We start from the raw sequence: 20,332 nt of genomic DNA, 5'->3' as shown, positions 1-20,332 counted from the left end.
CTAGAGCAGCCCCGCCCCCGCGAGGAACTTGCCGACCTGCTCCACCTCCTCCGGCGACAGCGGCACCTGGGGTTCCGCCGTCGCCGGGCAGTCGATGACGCCGCGCAGGTGCAGGGCCGCCTTGAAGGCGCCGAGGGCCGAGGAGCCGCCGCCCATGCGGGCCGGGTCGCCGACGCCCACCAGGCCGAACAGGGCGCACAGCCGGTCCTGTTCGTCGCGGGCCCGCTCCCGGTCGCCGGCGCGGCAGAGCCGGTCGAGGCGGACGTAGCCGTGCGGGTCGACGTTGGCGAGGCCGGGCACCGAGCCGTCGGCGCCCAGCGCGAGCGCCGCGTCGACGAGCAGCTCCGAGCCGGTCAGGACGCTGAAGCCGGAGAGCCCGCGCGCCCCGGTGACGACCGCGCGGAAGGCGGCCAGGTCGCCGCTGGAGTCCTTCAGACCGGCCAGCACACCGTCGGCCGCCAGATCCAGGACGACGTCCGCCGGGAGCTTGGTGTGCACGGCGACCGGGATGTCGTACGCGATCACCGGCACCGGCGAGGCGGCCGCGACCAGCCGGAAGTGGCGGGCGATCTCGGCGGGGTGGGTGCGGGCGTAGAAGGGCGCCGTGACCACCACCGCGTCCGCGCCCGCCGCCGTCACCGCCGCCACATGGTCCAGGACCCGCGGCGTCGCCATGTCGATCGCCCCGGCCAGGACCGGCACCTGGCCGCCCACATGGGCGGTCACCGCCTCCACCACGAGCCGCCGCTGCGCGTCGCGCAGATACGCCGCCTCGGACGAGGAGCCCAGCACGAACAGCGCGTGCACCCCGCCCGCGAGCAGATGGTCGACCAGCCTGAGCAGGGAGGGGACGTCCACCTCGCGGTCCGGTGTCAAAGGGGTGCAGACGGGCGGGACGACACCGGTCAGCGGGGCGGGAAAGGTCATGAGGGCTCCGTGGGGCGGCTCTGGTGCACGAGGTCGCGGGTCGACTCGTCCTCCTGCACGGGATGGTGGCAGCGGAAGCGGTGGTCCGCGCTCGACGCGGCCGAGAAGTCCGGCATGTCGGCCGCGCACCGCTCGTCCGCCTTCCAGCAGCGGGTGCGGAACGGGCAGCCGCTGGGCGGGCGCGTCGCCGACGGCACCGGGCCGGTCAGCGGGATCGGGTCGATGGGGTCGAGCAGGCCGGGGGTCGCCGAGAACAGGGCGCGGGTGTACGGGTGCCGGGCGTGCTCGGTGACCTCGGCGGCGGGGGCCTCCTCGACGATCCGGCCGAGGTACATGGTGATCACGCGGTCGCTCATCCGCCGGACGGTCTGGATGTCGTGCGAGACGAAGACGAGCGCGAGGCCCAGGCGTTCCTTGAGGTCCAGCAGCAGGTTGAGGATCTGGGCGCGCACCGACACGTCGAGCGCGCTGGTGGGTTCGTCGGCCACCACCAGAGCCGGGTCGAGCGCCAGCGCCCGGGCGATCGCCACGCGCTGGCGCTGACCGCCCGACAACTGGCCGGGCAGGGCGTCCGCGAGCGCCCGGGGCAGGCCCACCAGGGACATCAACTCCCGTACGCGGTCCTCACGTTGCTGCTTGGTGCCCCGGTCGTGCACATCCAGCGGGTCGCGCAGGATCTGCCGTATCGGCAGTCGGCGGTTCAGGGCCGTCGACGGGTCCTGGAAGATCATGCCGGTGCTGCCGCCGACGGCGGACCGGCGCTCGGCGGCCGGCATCGACCACAGGTCGCGGCCCTGGAAGGACACCGTGCCGTGCGTCGGCCGCACCACGCCCACCAGCACCTTCGCCAGCGTCGACTTGCCGCACCCGGACTCGCCCACCACGCCGACCGTCTCGCCGGGCGCGACGGAGAGGTCGGCGCCGGTCAGGGCGTACACCCGGTCCCGGGTGAACAGGCCGCCGCTGCGCGCCTTGTGCACGACGTGCGCGTCGGACAGCTCCACGATCGCGTTCACTTCACGGCCTCCGGCGACGTCATGAGCTCGACCGCGGGGTGGTGGCAGGCCGCCGTGTGCGTCGGCGTGCCCAGCAGGTCGGGCGGGGTCGTACGGCAGATGTCGCTCGCCAGCGGGCAGCGGTCGGCGAAGCGGCAGCCCGCCGGGAAGTCCGCGGGGGAGGGCACGACGCCCTTGATCTGCGTCATCCGCTCGGCCGCCGACTCCAGCGACAGCACACTGCCGAGCAGTCCGCGGGTGTAGTGGTGGGCCGGCGCCTCCACCAGGTCGGCGGTCACGCCCGTCTCCACGATCTGCCCGCCGTACATCACCACCACCCGGTCCGTGACGTCCGCGACCAGCGCCAGGTCGTGCGAGACCAGGATCAGGGCGAAGCCCAACTCCTCGCGCAGGCGCAGCAGTAGCTCGATCACCTGTGCCTGCACCGTCACATCCAGGGCCGTCGTCGGCTCGTCGGCGATGATCAGCTTCGGGTCGCGGGACAGCGCCATGGCGATCAGCACACGCTGACGCTGGCCCCCGGACAACTCGTGCGGATAACTGCGCAGGGTGCGCTCGGGGTCGAGGCCGACCATGGTGAGCAGTTCGCGGGGGCTGCGCCGGCCACCCCGTCGTACGACCTGCTTCAGCTGCGCGCGAATGGTCATCGCCGGGTTCAGGGAGGACAGCGCGTCCTGGTAGATCATCGCCATCTCGTGCCCGAGCAGCCGCCGCCGCACCCGCATCGGCTCGGTCAGCAACTCCCGCTGGCCGAACCGCACCTGCCCCCGAACCCGAGCCCCCTTCGGCTCCAACCCCATGACCGACAGCGCGGTCAACGACTTCCCACACCCCGACTCTCCGACCAGCCCGAGGACTTCACCGCCCCCCACCTCGAAGGAAATCCCGTCGACAATGTCAACGCCCTCATGCCGCCCCTCAAAACCGACGGCAAGATTCTCAACAGCGAGGACTGCACCGCCGCTCAGGGGCGCGGGGAACTGCGCGCTCAGCCCGGACGAAGCAGCACCCGCCCGACGACGCTGTGCCCCACCCTCTTGGGCGCGCCGATCCCGCAACCGCTGCGCAGCCGCCGCAAGGTCCGGCAGCTGAAGAACCTCCCCGCTCCCAGGCTCCGGCGCCTCCAACCGGTCGGCCTCGTCCCGAGTGGACACGTCTCGCGCCGAAGGAGCCGCCCAGGCATCAGACACCCCCTCCGACAGAATGTTCAGCGACAACACGGTCACCAGAATCAGCAGCCCCGGAAAGACCGTCGCCCACCAACCCCCCGTCAGCACCATGTCCTTCCCGTCGGCGATGACACTCCCCCACGAAGGGTCCGGAGGACGCACCCCCGCGCCGATGAAGGACAGCGACGCCTCGAAGACGATGGCCTCGGCGACCTGCACCGTGCAGAACACCAGGATCGGAGCGGCGCAGTTGATGGCGACGTGGCGCAGCACGATGTGCGGGGTGCGCGCGCCGATGACCCGTTCCGCCGTCACGTAGTCCTCGCCGTACTGGTCGAGGATGTTCGCCCGCACCACCCGCGCCATGGGCGGCATGAACAGGAAGGCGATCGCGCAGATCAGTACGGTGATCCCGCCGCCGAACACGGCGACCAGGACGGCCGCGAGCGCGATGCCGGGGAACGCCATCACCACGTCCAGGCAGCGCATCAGCGTCTCGTCGAGCGCCTTGCGGGAGGTCGCGGCGACGGCCCCGATCAGCGCTCCCACGACCAGCGCGAGCGCTGTCGCGCCGAGGCCGATGGCGAGCGACCAGCGGGCGCCGTACATCAGCCGGCTGAGGATGTCCCGGCCCAGGCTGTCCTGGCCCATCCAGTGACCGGCCGAGGGGTGCCCGCTGCCGCCGACGGGCGGCTGCTGGTCGAGCGGGTCGTGCGGCGCGAGCAGGGGCGCGAACAGGGCCACCAGGACCACGAGGGCCAGGAAGCAGACGGCGACCTTCGACAGCGGCGGCAGCCTGCGCAGGCCGCGCAGTCGGATGCCGGGCCGGGACAGCGCCTCGGTGAGGCTCTTGCGGGTGAACTGCGTGATCATGCGGCCGCATCCCTCAGTTTCGGATTGACCAGCAGGTACAGGACGTCGATGACCAGGTTGACCACGACGAATCCGGTCGCCGTGGTCAGCACGACTCCCTGAACCACGGCCGGGTCGCCGTTCTTCACGGCGTCGATCATCAGCTTGCCCATGCCGGGCAGCGAGAAGATCGTCTCGATGACGACCGCGCCGCCGAGCAGATACCCGACGCGCAGGCCCAGCACGGTCAGCGGGTTGATCAGGGCGTTGCGCAGGACGTTGCGGCCCACGACCACGTGCGGCGGCAGCCCGCTGCCGATCGCCGTGCGGACGTAGTCCTTGTCCAGCTCCTCCACCACCGACGTCCGTACGATGCGCGTCAGTTGGGCCGCGACGGGCAGCGAGAGCGCGAGGGCGGGCAGGGTCATCGTCTTCAGCCAGCCGGTGAGGGAGTCGCCCGGGTTGATGTAGCCGCCGGTCGGGAACCAGCCCAGGTCGACCGCCAGGTACTGGATCATCAGCAGCGCCAGCCAGAAGCCCGGGGCGGCCACACCGGTCAGCGAGACGACCCGGATGACCTGGTCGGGCAGCCGGTCTCGGTAGATCGCCGCCGTCACCCCGCCGAGCAGCGCCAGCACCACCGCGATGGCCAGGCCCAGGAAGGTGAGCTGAAGGGTCAGCGGCAGCGCGGTGGTGACCTGGTCGAGCACGGGGGCGCGGGTCAGCGCGCTGGTGCCCATGTCGCCGTGGATCAGGTCGCCGACGAAGTGGACGTAGCGCACGGGCAGCGGATCCAGCAGGCCGTTCTGCTCGCGGAAGTCGTGCAGTTGCTGCGGGGTGGGGTTCGCGCCCTGGAAGAACGCGGACGCCGGGTCGACGTCCGAGAAGCGCATCACCAGGAACACGAACAGCACGATGCCGAGCAACAGCGGAACGAGCAGGGCGATACGGCGGAGCAGGATCCTGACGACGGCGATCACGAAGCGGACTCCCTTGTCTCTGGACCCACTTGGCTGTCCCTAGACCCACTTGGCCTGCAGGACGTTGATGCCGGGGTAGGGCTGCGCCCTGATGCCGGTGAGCTGTTTCGGGTCCCAGGCGGTCATCAGCTCGTTGTGGACGACCGGATAGAGCACGGCCTGCTCGGCGACGGTGTCGACGTAGTCCTGGATCAGCGTCTTCTTCTTGTCCGCGTCGGGCTCCTGGGTGGCCCGGTCCATGTCCTTGAAGAGCTGCCTGGCCACCGAGTTGTCGGCCCAACGCGTGTACTGCATCCACAGGTTGGTGGGCCCGTAGTTGTAATGCATGATCAGGTCGGCGTCGAGGCCGAACTGGTTGGGGTTCGAGGCGGCGGCGACGACCTGGTAGTCCTGCTTCTGGTCCATCTTGGTGAAGACGGCCGTGGTCTCCTGCGGGGCGAGGGTCGTCTTCACGCCGATCGCGTCCCAGGAGGCCTTGATGGTGGGCAGGCAGTCGACGATCCAGCTCACGTTCACGGCCAGGATCTCGATCCTCAGGCCGCTGACCCCGGCGGCCTTCAGCAGCGCCTTCGCCTTCTCGGGGTCGTAGTCGTAGACCGTCTTCGCCCGCCGGTAGGTGGGGTTGGACTCGTTCAGGAACGAGGAGGAGGGCTTGCCGTGGCCCTTCAGCGCGACCTGCACCATCTTCTCGGAGTCGATGGCGTAGTGCAGGGCCTGCCGCACCCGTACGTCGTCGAAGGGCTTGTGCTTGGTGTTGAACATCAGGAACAGGTTGTTCATGCCGGCGCCGCCCGCCACCGTCAGGCCGCCGCTCTCCAGTTGCTTGATGTTGGCGTACGGGATGTTGTCGGCGATCTGCGCGCCCGCGCTGGAGCCGGAGATCTTGGCGACGCGGGGTGCGGCGTCCACGATCGTCAGCCAGTTCATCTTCTTGAAGGCGGGCGGGCGCGGGCCGTTGTAGTCGGCGAACGCCTCGAAGGTCGTGTTCGACTTGGGGTGGTGGGCGCTCTGCCGGTACGGCCCCGAGCCGACCGCGAGGCCCTTGATCGCGTCCTCCCAGGCGCCGGGCTTGGAGAAGACGTGCTTCGGCATGATCTTCGCGAGGGTGAGCCGCGAAGCCCCGTCCGGGAAGGGGAACTTGAGCACCAGCTCGACGTTCTGCGCGTCGATCTTGCGGACCTCCTTCAGCCAGCTCGCGAAGAAGCCCTTGGCGAGGGTCTGGGTCTTCGGGTCGAGGATGCGGTCGAAGACGAACACCACGTCGTCGGCGGTGACGGGTTTGCCGTCGTGGAACTTGGCGCCCGCCCGCAAAGTGAACTTCCAGGACGTGGAGTTGAGGTCCTTCGGCAGCTCGGTGGCGAGCGCGGCGTACGGCTTGCGGGAGATCGGGTCGGTGTCGAGCAGGCCCTCGTAGATGTGGTTGTTGCCCGCCATGCAGAAGGCGGACGCGGTCTGGGTCGGGTCCCACGTCCCGTCGTTGCCGTAGCCGATGACCGCGGTCAGGGTGCGGTCCTTGCCGCCCCCGCCGCCGGTGTCGTTGGTGGACTGGGGCCCCGAGGAGCAGGCCGACAGCGACGCGGAGACGGCGGTGGCCGCACCCATCGCGCCGGTGTACTTCAGGAAGGTCCGGCGATGCACGGTTCCTCCATCGAGTGAGGAGATACGACGTCCTACGTCCTGCGTCAGCCGCGACCATAGGAGGGGCTCGAAGGGCGGTCAAGAGGCCGCACACGAATGGCTCAGCTGCCAGAGGTCGAGCCAATGAAAGAACGAAATGGCGGGAGTTGGCGCACGTCAGTGCCGGACATGGGACGTGGGACGTCCGGTGCGCGTACGATGCGGCGCATGGCCGCGGACCCCAGGAACAGGGAGCCCAGGAATTACAGGAGCGCGGAGTCCGGGAACAGCCGGATACGACGGGAGGTCATCCAGCTGATCCTCGACCGCAGGCTCCGGCCGGGCGCACCGCTGCCCACCGAGGCCGAGCTGATGGAGGACCTCGGCGTCAGCCGCAACTCCGTGCGCGAGGCGCTGAAGGCCCTTCAGGCCCTCGACATCGTCGAGATCAGACACGGCTACGGCACCTACGTCGGCCAGGCCTCGCTGACCCCGCTGATCGACGGGCTCACCTTCCGCACGCTCGCCTCGCACGACGACGACACCGGCGCGCTCGCGGAGATTCTCCAGGTGCGCGAGGTGCTGGAGGAGGGGCTGATCCGGCGAATCGCCGGGACGGTCACCGAGGCCGAACTGGACGCGCTGGACGAGGTCGTCACCGGTATGGAGGCGGCCGTCCACGCGGGCCGCCCCTTCCCCGAACTCGACCGCGCCTTCCACGAGTTGCTCTACGCCTCCCTCGGCAACGCCCTCGTCCCCCAGCTCCTCGGCGCCTTCTGGACCGTCTTCCGCAGGGTGGCCGGCGCCCGCGGCTGGACCGACGACCCCGAGCCACAGCTGACCGTCGGCCGCCACCGCGCCATCGTCACCGCACTACGAGCCGGCGACGCCGAGCAGGCCGAACGCGCGATGACGCACCACTTCCACGGCATCGAGGCCCGTACGCTGGCGCGATGACGGACCCCTGGAACCCCGCGGACCCCGGCGTATTGCGGCTGCCCTCCGGCCGGTTGGTCCGGGGGCGCGGGCTGCGGCATCCCCTGGACGCGTCGGCGTCCGCGCCCTCGTACGCGCTCTATCTCCTGGGCAGGCAACCCCCGCCCGTCCCCTGGGAGTTCCGCTGGGTCCGCTGGCCGGACTTTCGGCTGCCCGCCGACCGTGCGGACGCCCGTGCCGCGCTGATCGAGGCGTGGCGGCGGGCCGCCGAGGAACGGGTGGAGATCGCCTGTGGTGGCGGGCGCGGCCGCACCGGGACCGCGCTGGCCTGCCTGGCGATCCTGGACGGCGTACCCGCCGAGGAGGCGGTGGACTTCGTACGCCGCCACTACGACCGGCGGGCGGTGGAGACGCCCTGGCAGAAGCGGTATGTGCGGCGGTTCCGGTGAGGGATTTTCAGCGGAGCGTTTCGGCCACGATCGCCGCGGCCTCCGCCTGCAGCGCGTCGTCCCAGGCCGCGTCCTGCTGCGGCCTGGTGGACAGGACCGCGACGACGACCGGGTCACCGTCGTCCGTCCAGGCGACGGCCACGTCGTTCGTGCTGCCGTAGGAGCCGGAGCCTGTCTTGTCGCCGACCGTCCAACTGGCGGGCAGGCCCGCGCGGATGCGGTGGTCGCCGGTGGTGTTGGTCAGCAGCCAGTGCGTGAGCCGGGCGCGGTCCGGGGCGTTCAGGGCGCTGCCGAGCACCAGCCGCGCGTAGCTGCCGCCGATCGCGCGGGGGCTCGTGGTGTCCGAACGGCGGCCGGGTTCGGCCGAGTTGAGCTCCGGCTCCCAGCGGTCGAGGCGGGTCACGCGGTCGCCGAGGGAGCGCGCGAAGCGGGTGATGGCGGTGGGGCCGCCGAGCAGGCGCAGCAGGAAGTTGCCGGCCGAGTTGTCGCTGTAGCGGATGGCGGCGTCGCAGAGTTCGGCGACCGTCATGCCGCGCGCCAGGTTCTCCTCCTTGCCCGTGATGGGGGCGCCGTCCACCAGGTCCGCGCGCGTGTAGTGGATACGACGGGCGAGGACCTCGCCGTGCCGGTCCAGGTCGCGCAGTACGGCCGCGGCGGCGAGGGTCTTGAACGTCGACAACATGGGGAAGCGCTCGTCGGCACGGTGGGCGACGGTCCTTCGCGTACGGAGGTTGTGCGCGAAGACGCCGAGCCGGGCGTCGTGGCGCCGCTCCAGCTCGCGCAGCGGGCCGCTGGTGGCGTGGGCGGACGTGGCGTGGGCGGGCGCGCTCGCGAGGAGCGCGGCGACGGTGGCGGGGCCTGCGATGAGCAGGGTGCGTCGGCCTGGGATCGTGTTCTCCTTCGTCGAAGGCGGCGGGTGATCTTGCCGGTCCTCTTTCGACCTCTTTCCCATGATCGACGCCGTACGTCATCCCTTGGTTGCGCGGGCGTAGACCATCGGGGGACGGCGGACCGCGCCGGTGCTCGGCACAGTGAACGGCATGGAGAAGACCAAGGGGATCAGCCGGGCACAGTTCCTCGCCGGGGCGGCGGCGCTCTCGGCCGCGGCGACGGTGCTGCCGTCCCGTCCGGCAGCCGCGTCCGGAAGGGGCCTTCGGCACCGCGGCGTCGTCTACACCGTCGGCGAGGGCGAGACACCGGGGACCGCGTGGAGCGCCGCCCGGATGCGACGGGACATCGGTGCCATCAGGGACCGGCTGCACGCGGACACCGTCGACGTGACCGGTGACGGCGTGGACCGTCTCACCGCGACGGCCGTCGAGGCCGCCGAGCGCGGGCTGCACGTCTGGCTGCAGCCGACCCTCGCGGACGCACCGGAGCGGGACATCCTGGAGCACATGGCCGAGTGCGGCCGGTTCGCGGAGCGGCTGCGGCGCCAGGGCGCGAGCGTCGACTTCAGCGTGGGCTGCGAGTTCTGGCTGTTCGTGCCCGGGATCGTGCCGGGGGCGACGGTCATGGACCGGGTGGAGAACATGCTGAACGGCACCTTCGACCCCGTGAAGATGCAGCACCGCCTCGACCGCTTCACCGCGAAGGCGGCGGCACTCGGCCGGTCCGTATTCCACGGAAACCTCAGCTACGCCGCCGCCCAGGACGACCAGGTCGACTGGCGGCTCTTCGACATCGTCGGCATCGACTACTACTCGTACTTCCGCCACCACGCCGACTACGTACGGGAGTTGAGGAAACACCTGCGCTGGGGCAAGCCCCTGGCCATCACCGAGTTCGGCACCTGCACCTACAAAGGCGCGCCCCAGGCGGGCGGCATGGGCTGGAACGTCGTCGACTACGACAAGGGCGAGATCAAGGGCGACCTGGTGCGCAGCGAGCACACCCAGGCCGTCTATCTGACCGACCTGGTGCGGGTCTTCGAGTCGATGGGCCTGTACGCGGCGATGGCCTTCGAGTTCGTCACCCCGGACGCCCCGCACCGCGCCGACAACCCCAAGAAGGACCTCGACATGGCCAGCTACAGCATCACCAAGGTCATCAAGGACCGCCCCGACGACCCGCGTTCGGGCTGGCACTGGGAACCGAAGGAGGCGTTTTACGCGCTGGCGCGGCAGTACGGCGGGTGCGCTCAGCGGCGGTAGACGCGTCGGCTAGCGGCAGTACACGTCCCGTCGTGGCCGTTCGCCCGTTGCCAGGAACCGCGAGACCGTCGCGTCGCCGCACGAGGTGCCGTTGGCGAGATAGGCGTCGTGGCCGGTGGAGTCGTTGGTCACCATGACGGCACGGTGGCCGAAGGCATTGCGCAGCTTCAGGGCGCCGCTCAGGGGGGTTGCGACGTCGCGCTTGTCCTGGACGAGCAGGATGTTGGACGGTCCCCGGTCGGTGATCCGCACCGGTGGCTGCTTCGGCCGCCACGGCCAGGCGGCGCACAGCATCGCGTTGCGGGGCATGCCGGCGGTGAGCGGGTACGCGGCCCGGCTCTTCTCAACTCCCTTTTCGTACACGGCAGTCGAGCGCGGCCAGGCGGCGTCGTTGCAGATGGTGGCGGCGCCGACCGCGGTCATGGTCTGCAGCACGGAATCCGGCGGGGACTGCGGTGCGGGCAGTGCCGTGCCGTTCTGCGCGGCCAGGATCAGCTGGGCCAACTCCGGGTAGTCGTCGGGGTCGTAGAGGCTGTTCAGCATGGACTGGCGCAGCACGTTGCCGTTCAGTTCCTCGGGGTTGGCGCCGGGCCAGGGGAGCGGTTCGCGGTCCAGCCGGGCGGCGAGCCCGAGGAAGAGCGGGCGCACCTCGGCGGGCGTGTCGGCGAGGCGGTACGGATTGCCGGGTGCGGCGGCCCACTTGGCGAACTCGGGGAAGTTGTCCTCGACGCCCGCCTCGGTGATTTTCACCCAGGCGCGCTCCGGGTTGACGGGGTCGGGGTTGTCGTTGCTGTCGAGCACGATGCGGTCGGTGCGCCCGGGGAAGAGCTGGGCGTAGACGGCTCCGACGTACGTCCCGTACGAGACGCCCCACGCGGACAGCTTCCGCTCGCCGAGGGCGGCCCGGATGCTGTCGACGTCGTAGGCGTTGTCGACCGTGCTGATGTGCCGCATCAGCGCACCGCCGTTGCGGGCGCAGGCGCTCGCCATGCGCCGGGCGGTGGCCATGTTCCCGGCGACGGACCCGTCGGGCGCGGGCCACGGCCGCGAGGCGGTCAGCGCGAGGTCACGGTGTTCGAGCCCGCAACTGGTGGTCGTGGAGGGGGCGTTGCCGCGCGGGGCGTACCCGATCAGGTCGTAGGCGTTGCGCACCTCCTGCGGCAGCTTCTGTCCCTTGCCGGAGGGGTCGTCGAGGCTGGTTCCGCCGGGTCCTCCCGGGATGAGCAGCAGCACGCCCCGGCGGGCGGACGGCTTCTCGGCGGGGATCCGGGAGAGGGCGAGGTCGATCTTCGGGCCGTCGGGGTGGGCATGGTCCAGCGGGACCTTCAAGGTCGCGCACTGCTGGCGCGGGTCGAGCCCGGCGCCGTCGCACCTGCCCCACTTCAGGCCGGAGGACGCGTCCGCCGCGGACGCGCTCAGGGGCGTGAGGACACCGAAGACGATGCCGGAGGCGGCTGCGATCAGGGCGGCGCTCTTCGTGATCTCCTTCATGCCTACGAGCGTCCCGGACCCGGGCCGTGCCGCCCATCCGGCCAACAGCCTTGTCGACAGGGGGGGTTACCCCCGTGCCGGGGCAGGGCTGGTCATACGTCAGATACGTCAGACGTCCCGTCGCTCCACGACCACCACCGTCAGTACGGCCGCGACCCCCGCCCACACCGCGAACACGACCCATCCGCCGCCGACCGTCGTCGGGAACCTGGGGACCAGGGTGAAGGGATGGTCGCCGTAGCCGATGTCGACCAGGCGCACCCAGGCGTTGTACGGGAGCGCGTTGCGGACGCAGGCCGTCCAGTGGTAGCGGTCCGTGACGAAGGCGGGCAGGAGCAGCAGGACGAGCGTCGTCAGGATCATCGTGGTCGCGCTGTGCCGGATCAGCGCGCCCATGCCCATGCCGACCAGGGCGCTCACCGGGGCGAGCAGCGCCGAGGCCACGACCACGCGCCAGGCGCCTGGGTGGCCGATCGCCACGCCCAGGCCACGGCCGTCCAGGATGGCCTGCGAGGCGGCGAAGGAGGCGCCGGCGACGACCGCGCCGTACACAGTCATCACCGCCGTCACGACGAGCACCTTGGCGGTCATCAGCGCCCGCCGGTCGGGCACGGCGGTGAACGTCGTACGGATCAGGCCCGTCCCGTACTCGCCGACGACCGTGATCGCGCCGATGCCCGCGGTCGCCAGGATCATCATCATCGTGGCCCCCGAGGTGAAGGCGTCGCGCAGCGCCCAGTAGACGAACTCGCGGCGGATCGGCCCGTCGTAGTGCGGGTAGTTGACGTAGTCGGCGCGGGCCGCGTTCGCGTTGAAGGCGATCAGGACCAGGGCGCACGAGCCGAGCGCCCAGTAAGTGGAGCGCAGGGAGCGGAGTTTGATCCACTCGGCGGCGAGCAGGTCGGTGAAGCGGGCGGCCGGGACGGCGAGGGTGGTCATCGGGTCTCTCCTGCGGTGGTCAACGGGTTTCTCCTGCCGCGTACTCGACGCTGTCGGCGGTCAGTTCCATGAAGGCCGCCTCCAGCGAGGCCGTCTGCGTGGTCAACTCCCGCAGTAGGAAGCGGTGTTCGTGAGCCAGCTCGCCGACGCGGGCCGCACTCGCGCCGCGCACCCGCAGGGTCTCCTCGTCGTGCGGGGTCACCACCACGCCCTCGGCCGTCAGTACGGCGGCCAGCCGGCCCGCGTCCGGCGAGCTGACCGTCACCGTCGGTGCCGTCCCGCGCGAGGCGAACTCCGTGAGGCTCTCGGCGGCGATGAGTTCACCGCGGCCGATGACGACCAACTCCTCGGCCGTGTGCTCCATTTCGGACATCAGATGGCTGGAGACGAAGACCGTACGGCCCTCGCGCGCCAGGCGCCGGAACAGCTCCCGCACCCACAACACGCCTTCCGGATCGAGCCCGTTGAGCGGTTCGTCGAACATCAGCACCGGCGGGTCCCCGAGCAGCGCGGCCGCGATGCCGAGCCGCTGCTTCATGCCGAGGGAGAAGGTGCCGGTCCGGCGGCGGGCCGCGCTGCCGGTCAGCCCGACCTCCGCGAGCACCTCGTCCACCCGCGCCACCGGGATGCGGTTGCTGCGGGCCAGCGCGTGCAGATGGGCCCGCGCGCTGCGCCCACCGTGCACGTCGTGGGCGTCGAGCAGGGCCCCTACGTGGCGCAGGCCGCGCGGGCGGGTGCGGAAGGAGCGGCCGTCGACGGTGGCGGTGCCGGCGCTCGGCTCGACGAGCCCCAGCAGCATGCGCAGCGTCGTCGTCTTGCCCGCGCCGTTCGGGCCGAGGAAGCCGGTGACCCGGCCGGGGCGGACGGTGAAGGACAGATTCCGGACGGCCGTCGTGGGGCCGTAGCGCTTGGTGAGCTGGTCGACCTCGATCATGCGGACCACGCTCCCGCGGACCGGCCCGCCCGCACATCGGCCCGGCGCCGACACCCACGCACTCCCGATGTCGACCGTGGTTGTACGTCCCCGGGCCGATGACCGAGCGCGCCCGCCCGCCTACGATCGCGGCATGTCGGCCATCACGCCCCCGCTGCCCCTGGTCAAGCGCGTGCCGCCGGGCGCCTGGACGGCGCTCGTGTGGTGCGCGACCACGCTGCTCACCCTGCTGACGACCGTACGGCTGCCCGGCGAGAGCGAGCCGGGGAAGCTGCCGGCGGCCCAGCTGTACCGCTGGGACGGCCTGACCGTCCTCGCGCTGTCCACCGCGCTGGCGTTCCAGGGCAGCCGGCTGCTGACGCGCAGGCCGCTGCCCGCGCTCGTCCTGACCGTCGTGGCCGCGATCTTCGAGACGAGCACCATCGGCACGGGCGAGCTGCCGATGGCGCAGTACCTCACCACCGTGGTGACCCTCTACTTCATCGCGGCCGCACAGCCCCGGCGCCTCGCGCTGACCGCCCTGGCCGTGGCGGTCGGCACGCTGGCTGCGTATCTTTCCGTACGGCTGCTGCGCGGCTGGACCGTCGGCATGTCCGCGGAGCTGGCCGTCGCCCTCGTCACGGTCATCGCCTGGCTGCTGGGCAACTCCGCGCACGAGGCCCGCGTGCACGCCGAGCGGATCGGCGCCCAGCACGCGGCGCGGGCCGTCACGGAGGAACGGCTGCGCATCGCCCGCGAGATGCACGACACCGTCGCCCACAGCATCGGCATCATCGCCCTCCAGGCCGGAGCGGCGTCCCGCGTCGCCACGACCCGCCCGGAAGCGTCCCTCGCGGCCATGCGGGCCGTGGAGAACGAGGGCCGGGAGACCCTGGCGGGCCTGCGCCGCATGCTGGTCGCGCTGCGAGCGGCGGACGAGGGGCAGACGCCGGATGCCGCGCCCGCCACGCCCGCCGGCCTGGAGGACGTCGACCGGCTGGCCGCCACGACGACGGCGGCGGGGGTGCGGGTGGAGGTACGGCGCTCGGGATCCCGACGCCAACTCCCGCCGGACATCGACCTGTCGGCGTTCCGCATCGTGCAGGAGTCGGTCACGAACGTCGTACGGCACGCGGGCACGCACCAGTGCCATGTCACATTGCACTACGGCGACGACGCCCTCGCCCTGGAGATCACCGACGACGGCCGCGGCCGCGACACCGGCACCGACACCGGGTTCGGCCTGGTCGGCATGCGCGAACGCGTCGCCCTCCTGCACGGCGAGTTCACCGCCGCGCCGCGCTCCGAGGGCGGTTTCCGCGTCGCCGCCCGCCTGCCGCTCCCGGCGGCCACGCGATGAGCGGGCTGCCGCCGGTCCGCGTCCTGCTCGTCGACGACCAGGAGCTCATCCGTACCGCACTCAGCATGGTCATGGCCGACCTCCCCGACGTCGACGTGGTCGGCGAGGCGGGCACAGGGGAGGAGGGGGTGCGGCTGGCCGCCGAACTCGCCCCGGACGTGGTCGTCATGGACATCCGCATGCCCGGCATGGACGGAATCGAGGCAACGCGCCGCATCACGGAGGCGGGCCCCGGGGCCAGGGTGGTGGTCCTGACCACCTTCGACGACGACGCCTACGTCTACGGGGCGCTGCGCGCCGGCGCGTCCGGTTTCCTGGTCAAGGACATGGCCTTGGACGACATCATCGCCGCCGTGCGCGTCGTGGCCGCCGGGGACGCACTGATCGCCCCGAGCGTGACGCGCCGCCTGATCCAGGATTTCGCTGCGCGGCCTGAACCGGTTTCCGGGCGCCGCGAGTTGAAGCCGGTGACCGACAGAGAACGCGAGGTCCTGACCCTGGTCGGCACCGGCCTCTCCAACTCCGAGATCGCCGCCGAACTCCACATCAGCGTGGCCACGGCCAAGACCTACCTGACCCGCCTACTGACCAAACTGGACGCCAGGGACCGGGTGCAGCTGGTGATCATGGCTTATGAGGCGGGGTTGGTGTCGGTGACACGGTGACACGGTGACGCCGGGACGTGCTCGATCGGGTGTAGGTGCGCATTTCGGTGTCGTAGCGCCCCCGCCGCAGGTTTAGTGACTGCTAAACTTGCGAAAGGGTTGACGTGGAAGAGCAGTGGGATGTCTACCTGACGGACGAGGTGGATCAATGGCTGCACGATCTGGAGAAGTCCGATCCGGACTCGTACGTGCTCGTGAACCAAGCGATCTGGATCCTTGCCTGTCACGGGCCTGCCGAGGGGCGTCCGCTCGTCGATCGGATCAAGGGGTCGGCCTTGCACAACCTCAAGGAGCTGCGTCCCGGCTCGTCAGGTCGAAGTGAGGTGCGCGTCCTGTTCATGTTCGACCCGTGGCGTTCCGCGATCCTTCTGGTGGCAGGCGACAAAGCAGGGAACTGGAGCGCTTGGTACGACGCGGCCATCCCGCTTGCCGAGCGTCGTTATGCCGAATACCTGGCCGATCGGAAGAAGGAGTCGGGGAAGTGAGCGGGTACACGAAGTGGTCGGGTGGTGGGCATCGTGAGCGTGCCGAAGAACTGGCCGGCGGCCGGGACGCGTTCCTGGAAGGGGCCCGGCGACTGCATGCCGAGGCGCGTGCGTGGCGGTTGGTCGAGATGCGTCAGGAGCGCGGGTACACCCAGCAGCAGGTGGCGGAACGGATGGGCGTGAGCAAGGGCCGTGTGTCGCAGATCGAGAGCGGCCAGGTCTCCGGGACCGACGTGGTCGCCAGGTACGTCGAGGCCCTCGGCGGAAGCCTGATGATGGTCGCCGTCTTCGCGGACGGGGAGCTGCGCCAGGTCGGGTGAGCGCGGCTGCGGCTACGCGTGCGCCGAGGTGAAGTCGATGAACTTCGCCCAGGCGGCCGCGCCGACGACCACGACGGGCCCGTGCGTGACCTTGCTGTCCCGAACGGGGACGACTCCAGGGATGCCGTCGGCGACTTCGACGCAGCTGCCGCCGTTGCCGTCGCTGTAGGTGCTCTTGCGCCAGCGGGCGGCGCCGGGGAAGTCGTACGCGACCTCGACGCACTCGCCGCCGTTGCCGTCGCTGTGCGTGCTCTTGCGCCAGCTCGCGTTGCTCAGGTCGTACTCGCGCATCGTCTGAAGTCCTCCGCCGCCGACTCGATCATCGTCAGGGACGCCTCCGGCGACAGCGCGGCGGCCCTGAGTAGATCGTATGCCGATTGCGCCCGCTGCACCACGGCCGGATCGTCCAGCAGCGACCCCGAATACACGGCTTCTGTATAGGCCGTTGGTGGAGCGTCCTCGAACTCCATGAGGCGCAGCGTCCCGTTCATGACCGCGTACGCACCGGCCTGGTACGGCAACACCTGTACCACCACCGCCCGCTCACGCGTGAGCGCTGCTACGTGCTCCAGTTGCCCTGCCATCACCGCTGCCCCGCCGACCGGGATACGCAGCACATGCTCGTGCAGGACCACCCAATACACAGGCCGTGGCGCGCTTTTGAGGATGCGCTGGCGCTCCAGTCGGCCCGACACCTTGTCGTCGATGTACTCGTCCGGCGCGAAGGGGTTCATCGCCAAGGTGACCGCTCGTGAGTACGCCGCCGTCTGCAAGAGGCCGGGCACCAGCGCGGGGGCGAAGTCGCAAACCTGCACCGCGAGCCGCTCCAGCTCCGCCGCCTTGGCGAAGTAATCCGCATACCGGGGATCGTCAATCAGCTTCCTGCACAACCGCCCGAAAATACCGTCGGTTTGCAGGATCCCGTCGATCCGTGAAGCGATATCGAGCTGTGGCTTTCGGATCGCCTGCTCGAACTGCCCGATATACGCGCCGGACACGAAGACCCGCGCACCCAACTCCGCCTGGGTCAGCCCCGCGTCCTCGCGTTGTCGTTTCAGCTCCGTGCCGAAGAACTCCCATGCCGCCTGACGTGAACCATTGGCCATGGCCAACCCCCTTGAGCTGCACCGTACTTGTAGAACACAGACTCCTGCCGAGAGTAGCCGGAACGGTTCACAGTGGAGAGGAAAAGCGTGAAACCCAAAAAGAAAGGGGAGCACGCTGGGGGCGCAAACGAACCCGGTCCCCGAATTGTGGGTCGTTTTCGTTACGGTCGTTAAGGAGAGGAAATGAAACCCCCCATCGGTACTCATGTCGTGGACACGCGAACAGGAAAGGTGGGAATCGTCATGGGGCACGAAGGCCCGTACGTACAACTGAGACCGTACGGCGGCGGCAGGGAGTGGGACGCCGACCCCGGCGCCGTACGCGGAGCGACCTCCGCGGAGCGGCTCAGTGCCGCGACCGCGTACGCCAACGCACGCAGCCGGGGCGAGGTGCCTTGACGCGGGACCCCTTGAGTAGGGTGCGGGCGCATGAGGTTGCCGAGCATACGGAAATGGAGAAGACCCCGGGCCGAGCGGCGCTACCCCACCCCCCTCACCCTGCACGAGCTGTGGATGGTCTCGCTGAGCGCACCCGTCAGCCGTGACCGCAACGCCTCGCGGACCACGCTGTACCCGTTCACGCGGATCGACGACGACAGCGCGCGCGGCTGGCTGGCCGAGCAGTGGGAGATCGGCTCACGGCAGGTGCTGGTCGACCGGCTCGACGGACTCTCCCGCGGCGGCTACCGGGCGCGCGCCCAGCAGGTCTACGGCGTCGCGCCGCTCGCCTGGGACGCCGCCCTGTACGTCGACATCGCCCGGCTCGGCTTCGGCTGCGGGATGATCAGCGAGGCCGAGGCGTGGACGGCGCTGAAGAACATCGTGCCGTCGGTGGTGCGGACGTACGCCTCCTGGCAGGAGTACGCCGATCACTACCTGCTGGGCCGCAAGGTGTGGCAGGACGGCCTGGGCGGCGACCGGGACGAGTCCTTCCCGGCCCCGCAGTCCGCCGCCGACGCCCATCTGAGCGCGCTCCTGGACCCCGCGAACCGGGCCAGCCCCTGGAACCTCGCCCCCTGGGACACCATCAGTCACCCCGACCGCGCCCGCTGACTTCGGCCATACGCGAGAATGGGTGCATGAGCCTGTTCCGCGACGACGGCATCGTCCTGCGCACCCAGAAGCTGGGCGAAGCGGACCGGATCATGCTGTGCCTGCCCGGGGGACAACCCCCGGACCCCCGGCCGAAGACCCGCGGCGGTGCGCGATGAGTCTGTTCCGGGACGACGGCATCGTGTTGCGGACGCAGAAGCTCGGCGAAGCGGACCGGATCATCACGCTCCTCACGCGCGGGCACGGGCGGGTGCGGGCCGTGGCGCGTGGCGTGCGGCGCACCAAGTCGAAGTTCGGGGCCCGACTCGAACCCTTCTCCCATGTCGACGTGCAGTTCTTCGCGCGCGGCAGCGAGCTGGTCGGGCGCGGGCTGCCCCTGTGCACCCAGAGCGAGACCATCGCTCCGTACGGCGGCGGCATCGTCACCGACTACGCCCGCTACACCGCGGGCACCGCCATGCTGGAGACCGCCGAGCGCTTCACCGACCACGAGGGCGAACCGGCCGTACAGCAGTATCTGCTGCTGGTGGGCGCCCTGCGGACGCTGGCCCGCGGCGAGCACGCCCCGCACCTCGTCCTCGACGCCTTCCTGCTGCGCTCCCTCGCCGTCAACGGCTACGCCCCCAGCTTCAGCGACTGCGTGAAGTGCGGTATGCCCGGTCCGAACCGGTTCTTCTCGGTCGCCTCCGGCGGCTCCGTCTGCGTCGACTGCCGGGTCGCCGGCAGCGTCGTACCCTCGCCGCAGACCCTGGAACTCCTGGCCGCACTGCTTACGGGAGACTGGGAGACCGCGGACTCGTGCGAGCCGCGGCACGTCAGGGAGGGGAGCGGGCTGGTGTCCGCGTATCTGCACTGGCATCTGGAACGCGGGTTGCGTTCGCTGCGTTACGTAGAGAAGTAGCAACCCGCAGACCGTGGACAAGCAACGTCCGTAGAGAAGCAACGTCCGTAGAGAAGCAAGACGTCCGTAGAGAAGTACGTCGCCTGAGGAGACGAGAAGCACATGGCTGTACGCGGGATCCTGGGACGCCGGCGCCGGGAGTACAGGGCGCCGGAGCCGCACCCGTCGGGCGCCCGCGCGCCGAAGCTGCCGGGCGAGCTGGTCCCGGGCCATGTGGCGATCGTCATGGACGGAAACGGCCGATGGGCCAAAGAGCGCGGGCTGCCGCGCACCGAGGGCCACAAGGTCGGCGCGGAGCGCGTCCTGGACGTGCTGCAGGGCGCCATCGAGATGGGCGTGGGCAGCATCTCGCTGTACGCGTTCTCCACGGAGAACTGGAAGCGCTCGCCCGAAGAGGTCCGCTTCCTGATGAACTTCAACCGCGACTTCATCCGCAAGACCCGCGACACCCTCGACGAACTGGGCATCCGGGTGCGCTGGGTGGGCCGTATGCCCAAGCTGTGGAAGTCGGTCGCCAAGGAGCTCCAGGTCGCCCAGGAGCAGACCAAGGACAACGACCTGCTGACGCTGTACTTCTGCATGAACTACGGCGGCCGTGCCGAGATCGCGGACGCCGCGCAGGCGCTCGCGGAGGACGTGAGGGCGGGCCGACTCGACCCGTCCAAGGTCAGCGAGAAGACCCTCGCGAAGTACATGTACTACCAGGACATGCCGGACGTGGATCTGTTCCTGCGCCCGAGCGGCGAGCAGCGCACCTCCAACTTCCTGCTCTGGCAGAGCGCTTACGCCGAAATGGTCTTCCAGGACGTCCTCTGGCCCGACTTCGACCGCCGCGACCTCTGGCGAGCCTGCGTCGAATACGCCTCCCGCGACCGCCGCTTCGGCGGCGCAGTCCCCAACGAACAACTCCTGGAGATGGAACGAGACATGCGAGGAGAGCAGGGCTGAGCTGCAACGCCTCTAGGGGCGCGGGGAACTGCGCGACCAGCCACAATCAACC

Annotated in this window: 22 protein-coding genes and 1 pseudogene; 12 read left to right on the top strand and 11 right to left on the bottom strand. The window is 70.4% G+C overall.

The genetic code is table 11. The annotated features are described in order from the left end of the window. Genes JYK17_RS12710 through JYK17_RS12690 form a run of 5 tightly spaced genes read right to left on the bottom strand, consistent with a single transcriptional unit; the run spans position 1 to position 6,582 of the window. Positions 1-927: a dihydrodipicolinate synthase family protein gene (locus JYK17_RS12710; protein WP_108007624.1), complete on the bottom strand. Its 927-nt coding sequence runs from the start codon at positions 925-927 to the stop codon at positions 1-3. After that, the gene (locus JYK17_RS12705) at positions 924-1,943 is read right to left on the bottom strand and encodes an oligopeptide/dipeptide ABC transporter ATP-binding protein (RefSeq protein WP_222810391.1); all 1,020 of its coding nucleotides are present in this window, start codon (positions 1,941-1,943) and stop codon (positions 924-926) included. The genes JYK17_RS12710 and JYK17_RS12705 overlap by 4 nt, the downstream gene beginning before the upstream one ends. Then, complete coding sequence (locus JYK17_RS12700) at positions 1,940-3,985, bottom strand: dipeptide/oligopeptide/nickel ABC transporter permease/ATP-binding protein (RefSeq protein WP_108007626.1); 2,046 nt, start codon at positions 3,983-3,985, stop codon at positions 1,940-1,942. Before JYK17_RS12700 ends, JYK17_RS12705 begins: the two co-directional genes overlap by 4 nt. Next, positions 3,982-4,944 carry an ABC transporter permease gene (locus JYK17_RS12695; protein WP_108007627.1) on the bottom strand — a complete coding sequence of 321 codons (963 nt, stop codon included), beginning with the start codon at positions 4,942-4,944 and terminating at the stop codon, positions 3,982-3,984. The genes JYK17_RS12700 and JYK17_RS12695 overlap by 4 nt, the downstream gene beginning before the upstream one ends. A 39-nt stretch (positions 4,945-4,983) precedes the next feature. Then, complete coding sequence (locus JYK17_RS12690) at positions 4,984-6,582, bottom strand: ABC transporter substrate-binding protein (RefSeq protein ID WP_181362342.1); 1,599 nt, start codon at positions 6,580-6,582, stop codon at positions 4,984-4,986. Positions 6,583-6,780: 198 nt separating this feature from the next. On the opposite strand from JYK17_RS12690, the gene JYK17_RS12685 reads away from it, so the two are divergent. Both JYK17_RS12685 and JYK17_RS12680 read left to right on the top strand, forming a co-directional pair. After that, positions 6,781-7,518 (top strand): FadR/GntR family transcriptional regulator, encoded by a 738-nt coding sequence (locus JYK17_RS12685; RefSeq protein WP_372465098.1) that lies wholly within the window; start codon positions 6,781-6,783, stop codon positions 7,516-7,518. Then, positions 7,515-7,946: a phosphatase domain-containing protein gene (locus JYK17_RS12680; RefSeq protein WP_128802988.1), complete on the top strand. Its 432-nt coding sequence runs from the start codon at positions 7,515-7,517 to the stop codon at positions 7,944-7,946. Before JYK17_RS12685 ends, JYK17_RS12680 begins: the two co-directional genes overlap by 4 nt. Before the next feature lie 7 nt (positions 7,947-7,953). On the opposite strand, the gene bla is transcribed toward JYK17_RS12680, so the two are convergent. Beyond that, a complete protein-coding gene (gene bla / locus JYK17_RS12675; RefSeq protein WP_222810390.1) occupies positions 7,954-8,898 on the bottom strand; it encodes a class A beta-lactamase in 945 nt (314 codons plus the stop codon). A gap of 88 nt (positions 8,899-8,986) precedes the next feature. On the opposite strand from bla, the gene JYK17_RS12670 reads away from it, so the two are divergent. Continuing rightward, positions 8,987-10,099 (top strand): glycoside hydrolase family 113 protein, encoded by a 1,113-nt coding sequence (locus JYK17_RS12670; protein ID WP_222810389.1) that lies wholly within the window; start codon positions 8,987-8,989, stop codon positions 10,097-10,099. Between the two features lie 9 nt (positions 10,100-10,108). On the opposite strand, the gene JYK17_RS12665 is transcribed toward JYK17_RS12670, so the two are convergent. The 3 genes from JYK17_RS12665 to JYK17_RS12655 all read right to left on the bottom strand — a co-directional run bounded on the left by JYK17_RS12665 (position 10,109) and on the right by JYK17_RS12655 (position 13,463). Continuing rightward, a complete protein-coding gene (locus JYK17_RS12665) occupies positions 10,109-11,590 on the bottom strand; it encodes an alpha/beta hydrolase (RefSeq protein ID WP_222810388.1) in 1,482 nt (493 codons plus the stop codon). Between the two features lie 108 nt (positions 11,591-11,698). Then, positions 11,699-12,529 (bottom strand): ABC transporter permease family protein, encoded by an 831-nt coding sequence (locus tag JYK17_RS12660; protein ID WP_128802992.1) that lies wholly within the window; start codon positions 12,527-12,529, stop codon positions 11,699-11,701. A 19-nt stretch (positions 12,530-12,548) separates the two neighbouring features. After that, positions 12,549-13,463, bottom strand: coding sequence for an ABC transporter ATP-binding protein (locus JYK17_RS12655; RefSeq protein ID WP_128802993.1), 915 nt, complete (start codon positions 13,461-13,463; stop codon positions 12,549-12,551). A gap of 133 nt (positions 13,464-13,596) precedes the next feature. Here JYK17_RS12655 and JYK17_RS12650 point away from each other — a divergent pair, with 133 nt between their 5' ends. From JYK17_RS12650 to JYK17_RS12635, 4 genes are all read left to right on the top strand, one after another. Then, positions 13,597-14,802 (top strand): sensor histidine kinase, encoded by a 1,206-nt coding sequence (locus JYK17_RS12650; protein WP_222810387.1) that lies wholly within the window; start codon positions 13,597-13,599, stop codon positions 14,800-14,802. Then, a complete protein-coding gene (locus tag JYK17_RS12645; protein WP_128802995.1) occupies positions 14,799-15,467 on the top strand; it encodes a response regulator in 669 nt (222 codons plus the stop codon). Before JYK17_RS12650 ends, JYK17_RS12645 begins: the two co-directional genes overlap by 4 nt. A 104-nt stretch (positions 15,468-15,571) precedes the next feature. Next, positions 15,572-15,952, top strand: coding sequence for a type II toxin-antitoxin system RelE/ParE family toxin (locus JYK17_RS12640; protein ID WP_128802996.1), 381 nt, complete (start codon positions 15,572-15,574; stop codon positions 15,950-15,952). Beyond that, positions 15,949-16,272 (top strand): helix-turn-helix domain-containing protein, encoded by a 324-nt coding sequence (locus JYK17_RS12635; protein ID WP_128802997.1) that lies wholly within the window; start codon positions 15,949-15,951, stop codon positions 16,270-16,272. Before JYK17_RS12640 ends, JYK17_RS12635 begins: the two co-directional genes overlap by 4 nt. A gap of 12 nt (positions 16,273-16,284) precedes the next feature. Here JYK17_RS12635 and JYK17_RS12630 read toward each other — a convergent pair whose 3' ends face one another. Then, positions 16,285-16,563 carry a DUF397 domain-containing protein gene (locus JYK17_RS12630; protein ID WP_108007632.1) on the bottom strand — a complete coding sequence of 93 codons (279 nt, stop codon included), beginning with the start codon at positions 16,561-16,563 and terminating at the stop codon, positions 16,285-16,287. Then, a complete protein-coding gene (locus JYK17_RS12625; RefSeq protein ID WP_222810386.1) occupies positions 16,545-17,378 on the bottom strand; it encodes a helix-turn-helix domain-containing protein in 834 nt (277 codons plus the stop codon). Before JYK17_RS12625 ends, JYK17_RS12630 begins: the two co-directional genes overlap by 19 nt. A gap of 183 nt (positions 17,379-17,561) precedes the next feature. Here JYK17_RS12625 and JYK17_RS12620 point away from each other — a divergent pair, with 183 nt between their 5' ends. From JYK17_RS12620 to JYK17_RS12600, 5 genes and pseudogenes are all read left to right on the top strand, one after another. Continuing rightward, positions 17,562-17,777: a hypothetical protein gene (locus JYK17_RS12620; RefSeq protein WP_108007634.1), complete on the top strand. Its 216-nt coding sequence runs from the start codon at positions 17,562-17,564 to the stop codon at positions 17,775-17,777. 30 nt (positions 17,778-17,807) lie between these two features. Beyond that, the gene (locus tag JYK17_RS12615; RefSeq protein ID WP_128803000.1) at positions 17,808-18,431 is read left to right on the top strand and encodes a DUF1266 domain-containing protein; all 624 of its coding nucleotides are present in this window, start codon (positions 17,808-17,810) and stop codon (positions 18,429-18,431) included. A 26-nt stretch (positions 18,432-18,457) separates the two neighbouring features. Further along, positions 18,458-18,544, top strand: a pseudogene (locus tag JYK17_RS41165) (DNA repair protein RecO); the annotation flags it as partial. Between the two features lie 41 nt (positions 18,545-18,585). After that, on the top strand, positions 18,586-19,332 hold the full coding sequence (gene recO, locus JYK17_RS12605) for a DNA repair protein RecO (RefSeq protein WP_108007636.1): 747 nt from the start codon (positions 18,586-18,588) through the stop codon (positions 19,330-19,332). Positions 19,333-19,434: 102 nt separating this feature from the next. Next, on the top strand, positions 19,435-20,280 hold the full coding sequence (locus tag JYK17_RS12600; RefSeq protein WP_128803001.1) for an isoprenyl transferase: 846 nt from the start codon (positions 19,435-19,437) through the stop codon (positions 20,278-20,280). The last annotated feature ends 52 nt before the right edge of the window (positions 20,281-20,332 follow it).

The sequence above is a fragment of the Streptomyces plumbidurans genome, assembly GCF_019857225.1.
GTDB lineage: Bacteria > Actinomycetota > Actinomycetes > Streptomycetales > Streptomycetaceae > Streptomyces > Streptomyces plumbidurans.
Note: the sequence above shows the minus strand (reverse complement) of the source record. Positions and strands in the feature narration are given on the sequence as shown.